The sequence below is a fragment of the Rhodococcus sp. 06-235-1A genome, assembly GCF_002258785.1.
GTDB lineage: Bacteria > Actinomycetota > Actinomycetes > Mycobacteriales > Mycobacteriaceae > Rhodococcoides.
Genome location: NZ_NOYI01000009.1, coordinates 216,269 through 233,359, shown reverse-complemented (window position 1 = coordinate 233,359; position 17,091 = coordinate 216,269). Strand labels below are relative to the sequence as shown.

Sequence of the window (17,091 nt, the reverse complement as noted above, 5' to 3'; positions counted from 1 at the left end):
TCGTGCGGGCCCGGAAGGTCACTGCCGCCGCATTGACCTCGTTTCTCCTTGCGGTAGCGCCGGCCATCGGCACTGCGGCGTTGCTCCCCGGGCAACTTCCCGCCGCCGCCGCCCAGCCCGACGCGTCCGCCGGCGACATCGAAAGCTCCACCAGCACCGTTCCCGACACTCCATTGACGCAGGCCGGCAACCCCTTCCTGACGCTGAGCATCGAGACCGTCGCACCGTCCACGGTCACCACCAGCAGCGACCCGTTCGTCACCGTCCGCGCCACGGTCACCAATACCGGGGACCGACGCGTCGACGACGTCAGCGTGCGGATGCAGGCTGCGGGGGCAATCGACACCACGGCCGGTCTACGAACCTCGCTGACCCTCGACCAGGAAAATTTCGATCGCGTCGGCGATTTCGTCACCGTCGCCGAATCGTTGGAGAAGGACGAGAGCCGCCAGTTCGACATGTCGATGCAACTGCGCAGCACCACCGAACCCTCCCTCGGTATCGAGGCGCCCGGCGTCTACCCGCTGCTGCTCAACGTCAACGGCACGCCCGAATACGGCGGAACCGCGCGACTCGACGACGCCCGCTTCCTGCTCCCGGTGGTCGGCCTGCCCCGCAATCCCGGTGAGCAGGATCCCGACGCCCCCGACGCGACACCATTGCCGCCGAACACCCGGAATCCCGTCGCGATGACGGTGCTGTGGCCGCTCGCCGACATTCCTCGCCTCGCTGCCGGAATACCCGGTTCGGTCGACGAGCGGGTTCGACTGGTCGACGACGAACTGGCCGAAGAACTCGGCGGGGGCGGACGACTCGACACCCTGCTCAAAGCCGTGGAATTCGCGACCCAACCGGATCTCGATCCGGGCGGCAACCTTGCGTCGAGCATCTGCATCGGTATCGACCCGGACTTGCTGGTCACCGTCTCGAACATGACCCGTGGATACCTCGTCGTCGATGACCCGGCCGATCCGGCGAGCACGGCCCGCGAGGGCACCGGCAGCGCGGCGGCGACCCAGTGGCTCGGTCGCCTCGAAGCGATCGCGTCGAGCAGCTGCGTGACGGCGATGCCGTTCGCGCAGACCGATCTGGGGGCAGTGGCCGACATCGGCGCAGGCGCGCTGATCGACGGGGCGATCAGCGCGCCTGCGGACATCGTCGACGGCATCCTCGGCATCACCTCGACGCGGGGCTTCACGTGGAGTCCCACCGGGGGTGTGGACGCCGATACCGCCGACGCCCTGCGCTCCGCGGGCTCCGGGACCGTGCTGGTCGCCGACAACAGCATCAGCCCCCCGACATCCGCACCGATGGCCCAGCTGCTGTCGACGAATGCTCCTCCGATCGAAAGCCGGCCGCCGGAGACCCAGCCGCCCTCGACGCTGGCCGCCACCCACTACGACGCCGCCACCGCAGCGGCTCTGGCCGGCGTCGGAGTTGCACCGTCCACCCCCGCCCTCACTCCCGCCGAACAGCGCTTCGACCTGGATACGGACTCCCGCACGGCCCGCCTGCAGGACGCGCTCGGAGCCGTCAACTTCCACGCGCTCGTCGGCACCGACCGACCCGGGCGAACCGTCACCGTCGCACCTCCGCAGTACTGGACCGCCGGGGGAGACGAACCCTCGGCCATCCTCTCGACGGTGTCCTCGCTGCTGCGCTCCGGTCTGGCGACGCCGCGCCCGCTGTCCGAGCTACTGGCCGAGCCCACCTCGGGTACCCCGGTGACCAGTGTCGATGCGGCCACCGAACTCGATACCGGCACCATCGACCTGGTGCGAGCGCAGAGCGCCCGCGTCGAGACCCTGATGCAGTCGCTGGTCGACGATCCCCAGTCGGCTCTCACCCCACGCCTGTACACCGCCCCGCTGCGCGAAGACATGCTCCGCGCACTGTCCACCGCGGGTCGAGCCAGTTCGGCCGACGACGAAACCGGTGCGATGGCACGCACCCGACTGGCCGCCACCCGGATCGGCATCGACACCATCTACGGCTCGGTGACCGTACTGGCACCGGGCGGTGTGTACACCCTCGCTTCCGAGCAGAGCCCGCTGCTGCTCGTTGCGCGCAACGACCTTCCGGTCCCGGTCAACGTGCTGCTTCGGGTCGATGCGCCGCCGGAGATGACGATCAGTGACGTCGGCGTCACCCAGCTCCCGGCTCGTGGATCGCGGACCATCACTGTCCCGGCCGAGGTCGACGACACCCGCAATCTGTCGGTGGACTTCTCCGTCACCACGCTCGACGGCAGTCGGCTCGGCGAAGTGTCCACGGTGTCCGTACGGTCGAACGCGTACGGGCAGGCGCTGGCCGTGATTACCGCCTGCGCCGGCGCTCTCCTACTGTTGCTTGCAGGTCGACGCCTCTGGCATCGATTCAGAGGCCAACCCGACCCGGCCGACGAAGGGTACGAGAGACCATGACAGGCAACGTCCCGTACGACGGCGACCTGCCGAGGTCCCGTATGCCCGCAGCTCAGGTGTTCCGCCGTACGACGCCACCGCGGTCCGCACCCTGGGAGCGGCAGTCACGGCCGGAGATGCGGTCGTACCCGGCACCGCCGCCGCTCGACGGACAGCCGGCCGCCGACGACACCGTCACCCAGCTCATCCCACGGTTCCGCGACGAGGACTACCCCCAGCCGCCGTCGGGGACGGTTCCGCCGACGGAGATTCCGCCGGGTGGGTCCGACCCGACACCGCAGCCCGAGCCGAAACCGCAGAAGTCGCTGCTGGCCGCGTCGGGTTCCATCGCGGTTGCGACCCTGGTCAGCCGCATCACCGGATTCGCCAAGCAGGTCGCCATGACGGCCACCCTTGGCGCCGGGCTGGCCAGTGCGTTCACCGTCTCGACGATCCTGCCGAACATGATCTCCGAGTTGGTCCTCGGCGCAGTGCTCGGAGCCATCGTCGTTCCGGTGCTGGTCCGCGCCGAGCAGGAGGACGCCGACGGCGGACGGGCGTTCGTTCGACGCCTCTTCACCATCGCGGTGGCGCTGCTCGGGACCGTTGCGCTCGGGGCGACCATGGCCGCGCCGCTGCTGGCACGGCTGATGCTGTCGGGAGATCCGAAGGTCAACGAGGACCTGACCATCTCACTGACGTACCTGGTACTTCCGGCGTTGCTGTTCTACGGACTGTCCGGCCTGCTCACGGCGGTGTTGAACACCCGGCAGAACTTCAAGCCCGGCGCGTGGGCTCCGGTGTTCAACAACCTGGTCGTACTGGCGGTGTTCGGAATTTACTTCCTGATTCCGGACGACCCCACCTTGAATCCGAACGAAATGAGCACCACTCAGGTGCTCGTCATCGGCCTTGGCGTCACCGCAGGTGTCATCACCCAGGTCGTTGCTCTCGTTCCCGCGCTGCGACGCGAACGCATCGACCTGCGGCCACTGTGGGGATTCGACGAACGCCTCAAGAAGTTCGGTGCGATGGCCGCCGCGATCGTGCTCTACGTCGTCATCAGTCAGGTCGGACTGGTCGTCGCCACCAACATCGCGTCGGGCACCGACGAGGCAAGCAACACGATCTACTCGCAGGCCTGGATCGTGCTGCAGCTGCCCTATGGCATCCTCGGCGTCACGGTTCTGACGGCGATCATGCCCAGGCTCAGTCGCAATGCGGCCAACGGTGATACTCCGTCGGTCGTCGACGATCTGTCCGTTGCCACCCGGCTGACGATGGTGACGCTGGTCCCGATCGTGGTGTTCCTGACTTTCGCCGGGCCGTGGGTGGGCGAGGCGCTGTACGGGTTCGGCCGATTCGCCGATGTTGCGAGCCGACTCGGTGAGGCCGTGAGTTGGTCGGCGTTCTCCCTCATCCCGTACGCCCTGGTCCTGATCCACCTGCGGGTCTTCTACGCCCGCGAGAAGGCATGGACCCCGACGTGGATCATCCTCGGCATCACCGCCGTCAAGATCGGGCTGTCTCTGCTCGCCCCGATCGTTGCCTCCGATCCGGATCAGGTGGTGCTGCTCCTCGGAACGGCCACCGGCCTCGGATACACCGTCGGTGCCATCATCGGCGGATACCTGCTGCACAAGAGCCTGGGCAACCTGCGGATGGCCAACGTCGGCAAAACCATCTGGCTCGTCCTCATCGCCTCGCTGGCCGGCGGCGCTGCCATGCTCGCGATCGACCGGCTCCTGGGTCTCGACGCCGTGATGAACGGCTGGATCGGCAACTTCGCCCGAGTCGCGATCGACGCCGTGGTCATGCTGGGCATCACGTTCTCGATCCTCTGGTTCGGCAAGATTCCCGAAGTACTGGCGGTCACCGTTGCCCTGAGCCGTCTCGTCCGCAGATTCCGCGGCGCCCCGGATTCGCGGGACGCAGATCTGGCTGCCGCGGAAACCGGCGTGATTCCGGTTATTCGAACCGAAGCCACATGGGACACTGCGCGGGATCGCCTCCCGTACCCTGGTCATCGGCACCCGGGGGCAAACGCCCATGCGGGTCGACCGTTTGCAGAACAACACGGGGCATATTCGCCTGAAGGAGTGACAGTGACCGACGACGATGTTGCTGGGGGGCCGGCACAGTCTCCAGCAAACGAAGCCGACCGATCGAGCGGCGGAGTCGAAGTCGACACCCACAACCGCGACGAGACGGTGAAAGCCGAGGCTGCCTCGTCCTCGGCGACGCCGAAACCCGCCACGACACCCGCAAAAGCTGCAGCCGAATCGACGAAACCGGCCGAATCGAAGGCTGCACCCGAACCGAAGGAACCGGCAGCAGCTCCCGAGCAGGACGTCGAGAAGCCCACCGACGAGGCGACTGCCGTCGAGCCGGCGGTCGACAAGCCTTCGGCCGCCAAAGCTGAGGTCGTCAAGCCTGCAGCCGACAAGCCCGCACCGAAGCCGGTCGATCAGACGGTTGCCATTTCCAAGGCTGCTCTCGCAGCGCGCCCGTCCGACAAGACCATCTCGATCTCGAAGGCCGAACTGCCGCTCGAGACCCCGGCCGGAAACGAGGCAGCGAACTCCGAACCGGAGTCGAAGCCCGAGGCGGACAAGACCGCAGCGGTACCGGCTGCGCAGAAAGCTGGAGCCGATTCGGCTGCCGCGACCCCAACCGACGACTCCGAGGTCGCTACGGCGGCCACTCCTTCAGCCGCTCCCGAGCGAACTCTCCGCGGCCCCACGCTCATTCCCGGCGCCTCCGTCGCAGGTGGACGGTATCGACTGCTGGCACCGCACGGCGGCGCACGGGGACTCAAATTCTGGCAGGCCCACGACGTCAAGCTCGACCGCGAAGTGGCTCTGACGTTCGTCGACGCCGACCAACAGTCCACCGCGTCACCCACCGACCGCACCGAGGGCCCACAGGCGATCCTGTCGCGCACTCTGCGCCTCGGTCGAATCAATTCGCCAGGCCTCGCGCGGGTGCTCGACGTCGTGCGCGGCAGCTCCGGCGGCATCGTCGTCGCGGAATGGACCCCCGGTCGGTCGTTGCGTGAGATGGCAGAGACCGTGCCCGCGCCCACCGGGGCCGCTCGTGCGATCAAGGTTCTGGCCGCAGCGGCCGAGGCAGCGCATCGCAGCGGCGGAGCGTTGTCGATCGATCATCCGGATCGTGTTCGCATCAGCTCCAGCGGCAATGCCGTGCTCGCGTTCCCCGCGACGCTCGCCGACGCCGATCCGAGTTCGGACGTCCGCGGTCTCGGCGCCATGCTCTACGCCCTGATCACGGCCAGGTGGCCGCTGTCCGACACCACCGGCGGATCCGTCGTGTCCGGTGATGCAGCTCCGGCTCGCAGTGTCGGCGGCATGCGACCGGCCGACCGCGACGACAAGGGTGCACCGCTGGAGCCGAGGCAGATTCGTCCCGACGTTCCGTTCGAGATCTCCGCCGTCGCCGTGCGTGCGCTCGAACAGAACAGTGGAATCCGCACGGCGGCCACCGTGCAGCACGTTCTCGATCAAGCGGCCGTCGTCAACGACAAGACCGATCTGATGCCCGCTCTGCGACTCGGCCAGCGCGCACCCGGTGCCAGTGGGCACTCACTCGCGGACCCCGAGGAGATCGCCGCCGAAAAGGCCAAGTCGACGCGTACCAACATCGCCATCGCGGTGCTCGGCGCGCTGACGGTGATCATCCTGGCATTCGCCGGCTACTGGCTCTTCACCTCCATTGCCGGTGACAGCACGGATGCGCCCCTCGACAGCCAGGAATTCGGCCTCACCACTCCGGCCGCCGCACCGCCCGCAGGCGATACTGCTGCACCCCCTGCTCAGACGGGTGGGCCCGTTGCCTTGAACGGCGTCAGCGTCTTCTCGCCCCAGGGTTCGGCCGACAACCCCAGCACCGCCTCGAACGTGATCGACAACGACCCCAGCACGGCATGGACGACCGACTCGTACTTCCAGCAGTTCCCCGCCCTGAAGAACGGCGTGGGCCTGCTCGTCACCATCCCGTCGACGGCGCTGAGGAATGCGTGGATCGAGTCGTCGTCACCCGGAACGGTCGTCGAGATCCGGTCGGCACCGAACGACTCGCCCAGCCTGAGCGACACCACCCTTCTGGGTGAAGCCACTCTGCAGAACGGTCGAACCGACATCTCCCTCGACGGTGCCGAGCCCACCGGCAACGTGCTCGTCTGGATCACGACACTGGGAGAGCAGGGCGGTCGTATCGCCACGTCGATCTCGGGGATCGGTTTCGACTCCTAGATCCAACGCTGGGTACGCAATACCGGCTCGTTTCGTACTTCACGGTCTCCATGGCCTAGGCTCCCCCCAATGCGTTAACACGGGGGGAGCCGTTTTCGTATGACCGAACGTATCGATTCGGCGCTAGGGGAGCGCACGGATGTGGAACTTCTGGCTGCTCATGCGGCCGGGGAGCCGAATGCATTCGCAACGTTGATCTACCGACACCACGAGCATCTGTGGCTGACCGCTCGTCGTACGAGCTACACGCCCGAGGACGCGTCCGATGCCCTGCAGGAGGCTCTGTTCTCCGCGCATCGCACAGCCGGATCGTTTCGAGCCGACGCCGCCGTGCGCAGCTGGTTACACAAGATCGTCGTCAACGCCTGCCTCGACCGCATCCGCCGAAACAAAGCACGCCCCTCGGTTCCGTTGAGCGAGAACGAAAGTCACGAGCCTGCATCTCCCAGAGACCGCATCTCCGAAACCGAGACCACCATTCTGGTTCGCCAGGCTCTGATGACGCTGCCGCCCGATCAGCGCGCAGCCGTGGTCGTGGTGGACATGGAGGGGTACTCGGTGGCAGACGCCGCCGCGTTGCTCGGCGTTCCCACCGGTACCGTCAAGAGTCGATGCGCGCGCGGTCGACTCAAGCTCGCCACGCAGCTCGCTTACTTGAAGGACGCAGGGAACCGAATCTAGACCCCTCGCGTCTATACCGTGTGAGAGACAAAGCAGCTTCGGCGAAGGGAGGGCAGAAACGTGTCGTCGAGCACCGACGCTCTACCGGAGGCCCCGTTCTCACCGGAGTTGCTGGCCGAACTACATGCCGATGCCCTTCCCGAGGCAGTCAGCAGCCGGCTGTGGCCGCTGGTTCGCCGCGATGAGGAGTCGATGCGAATCCTCGCCGGTCTCGACGCGATGTCGGCTCGGCTGCACCAGGTGGGTGAGGATTCGACCGGGACGTTGTCGATTCCGCCGGACGTGGTCGAACGGATCGATCGCACGATCCAATCCGTCGAGGAGTCCACTCCGCAGTTCAGCGATCCGGTTGTGGTTCCGCTCCGGTCCCGCAGGCGTCATGTGGTTCTCGGAATTGCCGCTGCCGCAGCGCTTCTCGCCGTCGGCTCGGTCGTGTTCGCAGCGGTGTGGCGCACCCCGGACGCACCCGAATCCGTTGCCGCAGACCCGTCACCGGCACCCGACGGATCGCTGATCCTCGATCCCGCCGACCTCGACTCCGGTGTCGCGTTCAGCATCGTCGGCAAGCGGGATCCCGGTGCGCTGTCGGATCCGGCCAGCCTTGCGGCCTGCCTGGCGGCCAATGACGTCGACCCTGCAACGGCGGTCCTAGGATCCAGCCAGGTCAGAGTCGACGGCCGAGACGGGACCCTGTTGGTGCTGGCAGGCGCACAGCCGGCCCAGTTCATCGCCCTGGCCGTGGGCAACGACTGCGGCGCCACCAACCCCGATGTCCTCACGCGGCGCGATATCGGCTGACACATCTCTCTCCGGGGAACAACTGCCTCTAGGGTGGTGTTGACCAGATGTACGTCGACCGGCGCGTGCAGTGTGCACTCGGCTGTCGGCGACCAGTACACGCCGCACAAGATCGGAAGGTCTGCATTGAGTACCCCCAAGGTTCACGATCTCATCATCGTCGGCTCGGGACCGGCCGGCTACACCGCCGGTGTCTACGCGGCCCGCGCAGAACTGGAACCGATCCTGTTCGAGGGAACACAGTTCGGTGGTGCGCTCATGACGACAACCGAGGTCGAGAACTTCCCCGGGTTCCGTGAGGGCATCATGGGTCCCGATCTGATGGAGCAGATGCGCGAACAGGCGAAGCGATTCGGCGCCGACATCCGCACCGAGGACGTCGAAGAGCTCGAGCTGACCGGGCCGATCAAAACCGTGTCCGCCGGCGGCGAGACCTACCAGGCACGCGCGGTCATCCTGGCCATGGGCGCAGCTGCTCGCTACCTGTCCATTCCCGGTGAGGAGAAGCTGCTGGGCCGCGGCGTCAGCGCCTGTGCCACCTGTGACGGCTTCTTCTTCCGCGACCAGGACATCGCGGTCATCGGTGGCGGCGACTCGGCGATGGAGGAAGCGACCTTCCTCACCCGGTTCGCTCGCAGCGTGACCATCGTGCACCGCCGCAGCGAGTTCCGGGCGTCGCGCATCATGCTCGAGCGCGCCAAGAACAACGACAAGATTCGCTTTCTCACCGACACCAAGGTCCTCGAGGTTCTCGGCGACACCAGCGTCACCGGAATCTCGATCGAGCACGCCGTCACCGGCGAGAAGTCCACGCTGGACGTCACCGGAATGTTCGTCGCCATCGGCCACGATCCCCGCAACGAACTGGTCAAGGGCCAGGTCGAACTCGACGAGGCAGGCTACGTCAAGGTCGCCTCGCCGTCCTCGGCCACGTCCGTCGAAGGCGTGTTCGCTGCCGGAGACCTCGTCGACCACGTGTACCAGCAAGCCATCACCGCTGCGGGCACGGGATGCACCGCATCGATCGACGCCGAGCGTTGGTTGGCCGAGCAGGGCGACATCACCACCAACACGCTCGAACACGCCGACCAGCCGGTCGACGTCGTCAACGCCTGACCGGCCCAGCTCACACACCGCTTCACACATCGAGGAGATAGAAATGTCCGACGACAAGAGCACAGTCACCATCACCGACGCATCGTTCGTCGACGATGTACTGACCAGCGAGAAGCCCGTTCTGGTCGACTTCTGGGCCACCTGGTGCGGACCGTGCAAGATGGTCGCGCCGGTACTCGAGGAGATCGCCGCCGAGCACAAGGACAAGCTGACGATCGCCAAGCTCGACATCGACGCCAACCCGCAGGCCGCTCGTGACTTCAAGGTCATGTCGATTCCGACGCTCATCCTGTTCCAGGGTGGCAAGCCGGTCAAGCAAATTGTCGGTGCCAAAGGCAAGGCCGCGCTGCTCAAGGACCTCGAAGGCGTTATCTGATTCACCTCCGAACGGTGGGGATTGCAGCAGAACGCAGTCTTTCTGCGACAATCGTCTGATGTGCCGACGCTGAGCGTCGGCACATCGGATGCACCCAGATATGGGAGCCGTCAGAACGATCGAGAGGTTTTGTCGAGGATGCAGGAACTCAGTCACGGCGATTCCGGACCCGCCGTCGCCGAGGTCCGCGGCACCCTCACGGCTCTCGGATTTCTCAACGAAGCAGTAGTTCCACCCGGTCCGATGGACGACGGACACTGGACGGCACCCGGGTCCGTCTTCGACGCAGCGCTCGACGGAGCCGTCCGTGCATTCCAGCAACACCGCGGTCTGTTGGTCGACGGTGTGGTCGGCCCGGCCACCTACCGCGCTTTGAAGGAAGCGTCGTACCGACTCGGCGCCCGAACCCTCATCTACCAGCTGTCCGCCCCGCTGTACGGAGACGATGTCGCCGCCCTGCAGACCCGATTGCAGGACCTCGGTTTCTACAGCGAACGCGTCGACGGCTTCTTCGGCCCTCGCACCCACGAGGGCCTGTCCTCGTTCCAGCGAGAAATAGGGCTCTCGCCGGACGGAATCTGCGGGCCGGCAACACTGCGTTCTCTCGATCTGCTCGGAACTCGCGTCACCGGTGGGTCACCGCACGCGATGAGCGAAGAGGAACTCGTCCGCAAGTCGGGGCCACAACTGACCGGCAAGCGCATCGTCATCGATCCCGACCTCGGTGGTGCCGACACCGGACGCATCGTCGACGGATCACTGGGCCGAGTGTCCGAGTCCGAGATTCTGTGGGATCTGGCCAGTCGACTCGAGGGCCGCATGGCGGCAACCGGAATGGAAACGTTCCTCTCCCGGGCCCGCGGTACCAATCCGTCGGTGGCCGATCGCGCCGAAACGGCCAACGCCTGGGGTGCCGATCTGATGATCTCGCTGCGGTGCGCGTCGAGCACCAGCCCGGTGGCCAACGGCGTAGCCAGTTTCCACTTCGGCAACTCTCACGGATCCACCTCCATGATCGGCCAAGTTCTGACCAGCTATGTGCAGCGTGAAATTGTTGCTCGCACACCGCTTCTCGACTGCCGGAGCCATGGACGTACGTGGGATCTGCTGCGCCTGACCAACATGCCGACCATTCAGATAGACCTCGGGTACCTCACCAACGAATCCGATGTCGAGGTGCTCAGCGACCCGAGGTTCCGCGACATCATCGCCGAAGCGATTCTGATCGCCGTCAAGCGCCTGTATCTGTTGGGTCAGGACGACCAGCCCACCGGAACCTTCACATTCGCCGAACTGTTGGCCGAGGAACTCGCCGCAGCCGATCTCCCCTGACCGAAAGCGTCCGCATCGGCGTCAGCGGGTGCCTACCGTCGACTTCTGTTCGATATCGACGACGGAGATGCTGGCCGCGACGAGCAAATGTTCGAGCGCAGATTCGACGTCCTGCTTCCACCCGTGATCGCGATCGAGCTCCAGTCGTAGCCTGGGGAATCTGTGGTGGGGAGCGATCACCTCGAAACCGACCTTCTCGAGGAAGTCCGCTTCGATCATGCAGGTCGACGCCGAACATGTCAGATGTGCCGTGGCGTTCGGAACGACAACCGCGGCGTCGTCGGCATTGCGTCGAATACCGAATGCCTCGAGGGCGCGCACGCCGCGGTTGACAAGATCTCCCACCACTGCCTGGATCAGGGTGGCCGAGTGCAGGTCGGCATCCTCCGGCGAGTCGATCCGAAGTTGGGTCAGTAGAACCGCGTCGTGGCTGACGGGCGACGTCGGAAACGTCCTCGCGCGGGGAACAGCACGCGGTGGGCAATAGAGTGCGCATCCGATCGTCTTCCCGTCGACAGACAGCAGCTGCCCACACGATCCCCACTCGAGCATGATCGTCGACAACCACACTTCGTTCTCGAACTCGAGGTCGACGGTCGAACTTTCGGAGGCCGGATCGAGCACCCAGAAACTGCACCTCCGCGAATGATGCGGCAAATGCTCGAACGAGCCGAGCGTCACTCCGGTCACCATCGCCGACACCGCTTACCTCAGCCTTCGTGCATTCGTTCCAACGCGGGAATTCTCCATCGGAGCCGATCCGCCCCTCGACAAGGATAGGCGATTCGGTTGCCGCACCCGCCGTCCGGACCGCTTCCGTGAAATGAGTTGTCTGACAGTGATTTTCGAGAAACAACCGGGCATTTCAGACCTTCGATCGTCGAGCTACGTCACAGTGACGTTTCGGCCGTGTATGTCTGGTCCTGAAAAAACGCCGCTACTTTTTCTTCTGCGCTTCCATCATCTCGACGATTCTTTCGAGGTCGTCGACCGACCCGAATTCGACAACGATCTTGCCTTTTCGCTTGCCGAGACTGACCGTCACCCGAGTATCGAAGGAATCGGAGAGACGATCGGCGACGTCCTGAAGGCCCGGCATCTGAATCGGCTTGCGTCGGGGAGCCGGTTCCGGGCTCTTGCCGTCCTCACGGTTGGCCAGAGTGACGGCCTCTTCGGTCGCGCGGACGGACAGACCTTCCGCAACGATTCGGGCAGCCAGCGACTCCTGCGCCTCGGATGCTGCGTCCAGCGACAGCAACGCGCGGGCATGTCCGGCCGACAGAACTCCTGCCGCTACTCGTCTTTGCACAGGAATCGGCAGCTTCAACAGTCGGATCATATTGGTCACGACCGGACGCGATCGCCCGATTTTCGCGGCCAACTCCTCGTGAGTCACGTTGAATTCCTCGAGCAACTGTTGGTACGCGGCCGCTTCTTCGAGCGGATTGAGCTGCACTCGATGGATGTTCTCGAGCAACGCATCGCGCAACATCGCGTCGTCTGCGGTCTCTCGAACAATCGCGGGGATAGTGTCGAGGCCGGCTTCCTGGCTCGCTCGCCACCGACGCTCGCCCATGACGAGCTGATACTTCGCGTCCCCGGCGGCGGCAGAGCCCGATACGAGACGAACCACGATGGGCTGCATGAGCCCGAATTCGCGGATCGAGTGAACCAGTTCCGCCAACGAGTCGTCGTCGAATACGTGCCTCGGCTGCTTCGGATTGGCTTCGATTCGATCCGGTGCGATCTCGCGATACACGGCGCCGACGGGGGAGAGGTCGTCTCCGTTGAGCACTGGTGGAGTCGGGGTGGGAGCCGTCGCGGTTTCCGTTGCGTCGTCGGCCGACGGCGCGCGCTTCGGCTTCGTGGACGTATCCGGCTTGTCCTTGGCGTTGCGATCCGCGCCGATGATCACGTCTGCGGCTGCGCTGCCGAGGCGTGGCCCGGCATCCGGACCCGTGGGAATGAGCGAGGCCAGACCTCGTCCGAGGCCACCTTTACGCGTTTGGCTCATCTACTTACTTCTTTCGTGCTTCGTCGATGCCGGCCGACCGCGCGGCGAGTTCTCGTCCCGCGTCCAGGTAACTCATTGCCCCTCGTGAACCGGGGTCGTAATCGAGGACCGTCATGCCGTAGCCGGGTGCCTCGGATACCTTGACGCTCCGTGGGATGACGGCCCGAAGCACGGCATCGCCGAAGTGCTTGCGGACCTCTTCCGCGACCTGGTCCGCCAACTTCGTACGGCCGTCGTACATCGTCAGGATCACCGTGGAGACATGTAGTTCGGGGTTCAGATGAGACTGCACCAGCTCGATATTGCGCAAGAGCTGTCCCACGCCTTCGAGTGCGTAGTACTCGCATTGGATCGGAATCAGTACCTCGGTGGCTGCAACGAGCGCGTTGACCGTGAGCAGGCCGAGCGATGGCGGGCAGTCGATCAGGATGAAGTCCGCATCGATCCCGGCGAGCTCCTCTACCGACAGCGCGGTCTTCAAGCGGCCCTCTCGCGCGACCATCGACACCAACTCGATCTCGGCTCCGGCGAGGTCGATAGTGGCCGGAATGCAGAAGAGTCGTTCGCTGTGCGGGCTCTGCTGAACAGCGTCTTTGGCGCTGACTTCGCCGATGAGCACCTCGTAGCTCGACGGCACACCGGAGTGATGCTCGACGCCCAGAGCGGTGCTGGCGTTGCCCTGGGGGTCGAGATCGACCACCAGAACCGTCAGGCCCTGCAGGGCGAGCGCGGCAGCCAGGTTCACCGCGGTGGTGGTCTTGCCGACCCCGCCCTTCTGGTTGGCGATCGTCAGCATGCGCCGTTTCGCCGGCTTCGGGAGCGACACCGATCCAGGGTGCAGAACCTGACTGGCTCGATGTGCGGCGGCGCCTATCGGAGTGTCGTCGGGGGAGATCGCGTTGGTGTACTCGAACCCGGAACTCTTCTTCACCTCCGACTCGGCCACGTTGGACGCGTTCTTTTTCGATGCTGTTTCACGTGAAACAGCGGGATCGGACCCACCCGACATATGTGCTCCTTAGTGCGGAACTGACTGTGTTCAATACGATCGATAGGAACGAGCGCGGGACTCGACGGCCCACGATCGAAAGTCAGTGACGACTCAGTCTCCGAGGCTGACGGACCGCTCTGACGACGATGGTGGGAGTGGGCAACAGACCCACTCCACACTCCACTACCTCCAGCTTGCCAGCACCCATCCGAGTGAGGGAAGCCCGGTCTCGTTCGATCTCTTCTCCGGCACTGGATCCCTTGAGAGCCAGCATCCGACCGTTCTCGTGTACGAGTGGAAGCGACCACTTGGCGAGCTTCTCCAACGGTGCCACCGCCCTCGATGTGACCACATCAGCGCCGCCGGCCTCTTTCTTGACGCCGGGCTGCTCCGCGCGGCCCCGAACCACGAGGACGTTGAGATCGTGCTCGTCGATGAACTCGGCGAGGTACACGGTGCGACGAAGAAGTGGCTCCACGAGCGTGACCCGTAGATCCGGACGAGCAATCGCCAACGGTATTCCGGGAAGGCCGGCACCGCTGCCGATGTCGACGACACTCTCGCCCTCGTCGATGAGCTCACCGATTGCGGCGCAGTTGAGGATGTGGCGCTCCCAGAGCCGTGGAACCTCTCGTGGTCCGATGAGTCCGCGCTCGACTCCGGCCGTCGCCAACGAGTCGTGATACCTGCGGGCGAGTTCGAGACGGTCCCCAAAAACCTGCTCTGCGATTGCCATCAATTCAGTGCTATCCGAGCGTTCTTGTTCCACGTGAAACATCTTCCCGTGCTCGGGCACGGATCGCCAAACGACATGACTGTAACTCCTCCCAGTTCGCCTTCCGCGGCACCTTCGGAGCCAGTAACACCTGAATTGGGCGTGTCCGACGGCAGGAAGGAGACCTGGTCGCACGCGATCGAGGAACCTGGCGACGTTGGGCACAGTTGGACCCAGCCCGATCGGGCAACCCCGTCCGCTCGGTGCGATGGCTCTGCCGACCCTCCCCAGAAACGTATGGCTCGATCCAGCCTTCCCAGAAGAAGTCCACCGCGGACGGGATGACTGGCGGACCCGAACTATGTTTCACGTGAAACTGCAATCCCTACGGATCACCGGCTGACGCGCTGTCAAGCATCACCTCCATGGGTTGGCCACCCCCGAACCAACTGATACGTCGACGGGAGGTAGGACGAGCCGTAACCCGCTTCTTCACCCCCGAGACCAACCTCCACGGATCATCGAATTCGCTGTCGAACGCGCGCCTGTATCTATGACCGATCTCCTCGGGACTACAGGCCACGTATGACGCTGCTACCGCGCCGACTCGACCCGGCGTTGCTCGATCACCGTCGATCGGCAACCGACAGCCCACGAGCATCGGACAGACCTGTCTCGAAGCACGACGACCGTTCCAGACACCTGTGTCTCATCGACCGACACGGTCGGGGGAGCAGTCGCGACAGGACGCAGTCCTCGATCTCACCCGGACCGCCCGGAACACTCACTCGGTGCATTCGATCTCGGGACTCATCCAGAGATCGTCTGGCTCGGACCGTCGCATGCACGAGCCCGGTCGGCGATCGGTACGAGGGACACAGTGCCGTGCACAAACGATCGGGCCGACCCGTCTCCGCAAATCGAGACCGCCGAGACTCCCGATCGACAGGAAGCGCGAGCACTTCGCCATACACGGTCGGCTGTCCAGCAGAGGACAGATCCGTCCGACAAGTTCGGCTGACGGCGCCATCCCGCAGCACGGTAGTCGTGGGTGCAGTCCACATGCCGTCGATTCGTCGTCCACCGCAATACCCGACCTCCGCCTCTTTCGATGGCCGGCCGTTCGATGCAGAGCGGCGGCAGCACCGACAGAATCCGTTGCGTGTTGGTGACCATCCTCGACGCTGATCTGTACGAGATCGAATCCGGCAGCACAGGCCGGATGCGCTGCGACCGGTTATCAGGTGTCCTTCAGGACTCGTCGCACACCAGATCGGCATCGCGATGTTTCACGTGAAACTGTCCATGCTCCGAATCGCGGTGATCGACTGCCCGGACTGCCGCAACTTACCGGAGCGTCGGACACGGCTCTATCCAACGAAGGCCGCCATGGTCGACCGGCAACGAGTGACGAACACACGGATACACGAACCCCCCACCCCCGCACGATCGCACTTCGACTTCGTTTTGTTTCACGTGAAACAGTCCGAATGCCGTGCACCCACGCCGGGGAGTCCACTCCGTCTTTGCCGTCACAGTGACGAAAGCGCAGTGCATGGCTGGATCTCGAGTAACCGTCGAAAAATCGAAGCCTCCGACAATTTCGTGAACCCTGATCGATCGAATCACATCCATGACATTCCACCGGACACTCGACGACATCCGGATACGACGATGGCCCCCACCGAAGTGAGGGCCATCGACCGAAATGCTCTGCTACGCCTTGACGACGACCACTCGTCGAGCGGGCTCGACGCCCGTGCTCTCGCTCGCGACACCGTCGATCTTTGCGACCGCGTCGTGCACGATCTTGCGCTCGAACGGAGTCATCGGGGTCAGCTCTTCACGATCGCCCGACTCGAGGACGCGGCGCGCTGCCTCGGTACCCAAGTTGCCGAGTTCGCTCCGACGCTTCGCTCGCCAGCCGGCAACGTCCAGCATCAGCTTGCTGCGCTCACCGGTCGACTGCTGAACAGCCAGACGCGTCAACTCTTGCAGAGCGTCGAGAACCTCACCCTTGCGGCCCACGAGCTTCGCGAGGTCATCTCCGCCATCGATACTGACGATCGCCCGATCACCCTCGACATCCAGGTCGATGTCACCATCGAAGTCGAGGACGTCGAGCAGCTGCTCGAGGTAGTCGCCGGCGATCTCGCCTTCCTCGACCAAGTAGTCCTCGTCATCTTCATCGTCGTCGTCATCCGACGCGTTCTCGTCGACCACCGCGGGGGCTGCGGAATCCTCGACCACGGGACTTTCGTCCGTACCCGCGTCGACCGCACTGAGCTGATCGGCCTCGACCATCACGTCATTCACTCCATCCCCGGATACCGCACCGACTGTGTTCTCGTTCTGAGCTTCTTCTACGTCCGCTGCCATGTTCGTCCTTCTCTCG

12 protein-coding genes are annotated in these 17,091 nt (G+C 64.7%); 7 read left to right on the top strand and 5 right to left on the bottom strand.

The features are described 5' to 3' along the window. The first annotated feature begins 2 nt into the window (after positions 1–2). The 7 genes from CH275_RS07915 to CH275_RS07885 all read left to right on the top strand — a co-directional run bounded on the left by CH275_RS07915 (position 3) and on the right by CH275_RS07885 (position 10,976). Positions 3–2,423, top strand: coding sequence for a glycoprotein (locus tag CH275_RS07915; RefSeq protein ID WP_373453688.1), 2,421 nt, complete (start codon positions 3–5; stop codon positions 2,421–2,423). Beyond that, positions 2,420–6,673: a murein biosynthesis integral membrane protein MurJ gene (locus tag CH275_RS07910; RefSeq protein WP_179276035.1), complete on the top strand. Its 4,254-nt coding sequence runs from the start codon at positions 2,420–2,422 to the stop codon at positions 6,671–6,673. Before CH275_RS07915 ends, CH275_RS07910 begins: the two co-directional genes overlap by 4 nt. Before the next feature lie 99 nt (positions 6,674–6,772). After that, the gene (gene sigM, locus CH275_RS07905; RefSeq protein ID WP_094676810.1) at positions 6,773–7,354 is read left to right on the top strand and encodes an RNA polymerase sigma factor SigM; all 582 of its coding nucleotides are present in this window, start codon (positions 6,773–6,775) and stop codon (positions 7,352–7,354) included. Positions 7,355–7,414: 60 nt separating this feature from the next. After that, a complete protein-coding gene (locus tag CH275_RS07900) occupies positions 7,415–8,152 on the top strand; it encodes a hypothetical protein (RefSeq protein WP_094676808.1) in 738 nt (245 codons plus the stop codon). Positions 8,153–8,278: 126 nt separating this feature from the next. Continuing rightward, positions 8,279–9,268 carry a thioredoxin-disulfide reductase gene (trxB, locus tag CH275_RS07895; protein WP_094677317.1) on the top strand — a complete coding sequence of 330 codons (990 nt, stop codon included), beginning with the start codon at positions 8,279–8,281 and terminating at the stop codon, positions 9,266–9,268. A 43-nt stretch (positions 9,269–9,311) separates the two neighbouring features. Then, the gene (gene trxA, locus CH275_RS07890; RefSeq protein ID WP_008711582.1) at positions 9,312–9,644 is read left to right on the top strand and encodes a thioredoxin; all 333 of its coding nucleotides are present in this window, start codon (positions 9,312–9,314) and stop codon (positions 9,642–9,644) included. Between the two features lie 138 nt (positions 9,645–9,782). Continuing rightward, on the top strand, positions 9,783–10,976 hold the full coding sequence (locus tag CH275_RS07885; RefSeq protein WP_094676806.1) for an N-acetylmuramoyl-L-alanine amidase: 1,194 nt from the start codon (positions 9,783–9,785) through the stop codon (positions 10,974–10,976). A 21-nt stretch (positions 10,977–10,997) separates the two neighbouring features. On the opposite strand, the gene CH275_RS07880 is transcribed toward CH275_RS07885, so the two are convergent. The 5 genes from CH275_RS07880 to CH275_RS07850 all read right to left on the bottom strand — a co-directional run bounded on the left by CH275_RS07880 (position 10,998) and on the right by CH275_RS07850 (position 17,075). Further along, positions 10,998–11,678 (bottom strand): hypothetical protein, encoded by a 681-nt coding sequence (locus CH275_RS07880; RefSeq protein ID WP_094676804.1) that lies wholly within the window; start codon positions 11,676–11,678, stop codon positions 10,998–11,000. A 235-nt stretch (positions 11,679–11,913) separates the two neighbouring features. Continuing rightward, on the bottom strand, positions 11,914–12,990 hold the full coding sequence (locus CH275_RS07875) for a ParB/RepB/Spo0J family partition protein (protein WP_094676802.1): 1,077 nt from the start codon (positions 12,988–12,990) through the stop codon (positions 11,914–11,916). 4 nt (positions 12,991–12,994) lie between these two features. Then, positions 12,995–13,999, bottom strand: coding sequence for a ParA family protein (locus tag CH275_RS07870; RefSeq protein ID WP_094676799.1), 1,005 nt, complete (start codon positions 13,997–13,999; stop codon positions 12,995–12,997). A gap of 82 nt (positions 14,000–14,081) precedes the next feature. Further along, positions 14,082–14,759, bottom strand: coding sequence for a 16S rRNA (guanine(527)-N(7))-methyltransferase RsmG (gene rsmG, locus CH275_RS07865; protein ID WP_094677315.1), 678 nt, complete (start codon positions 14,757–14,759; stop codon positions 14,082–14,084). A gap of 1,653 nt (positions 14,760–16,412) precedes the next feature. Continuing rightward, positions 16,413–17,075 carry a Jag family protein gene (locus tag CH275_RS07850; protein ID WP_094676793.1) on the bottom strand — a complete coding sequence of 221 codons (663 nt, stop codon included), beginning with the start codon at positions 17,073–17,075 and terminating at the stop codon, positions 16,413–16,415. Positions 17,076–17,091 lie beyond the last annotated feature (16 nt).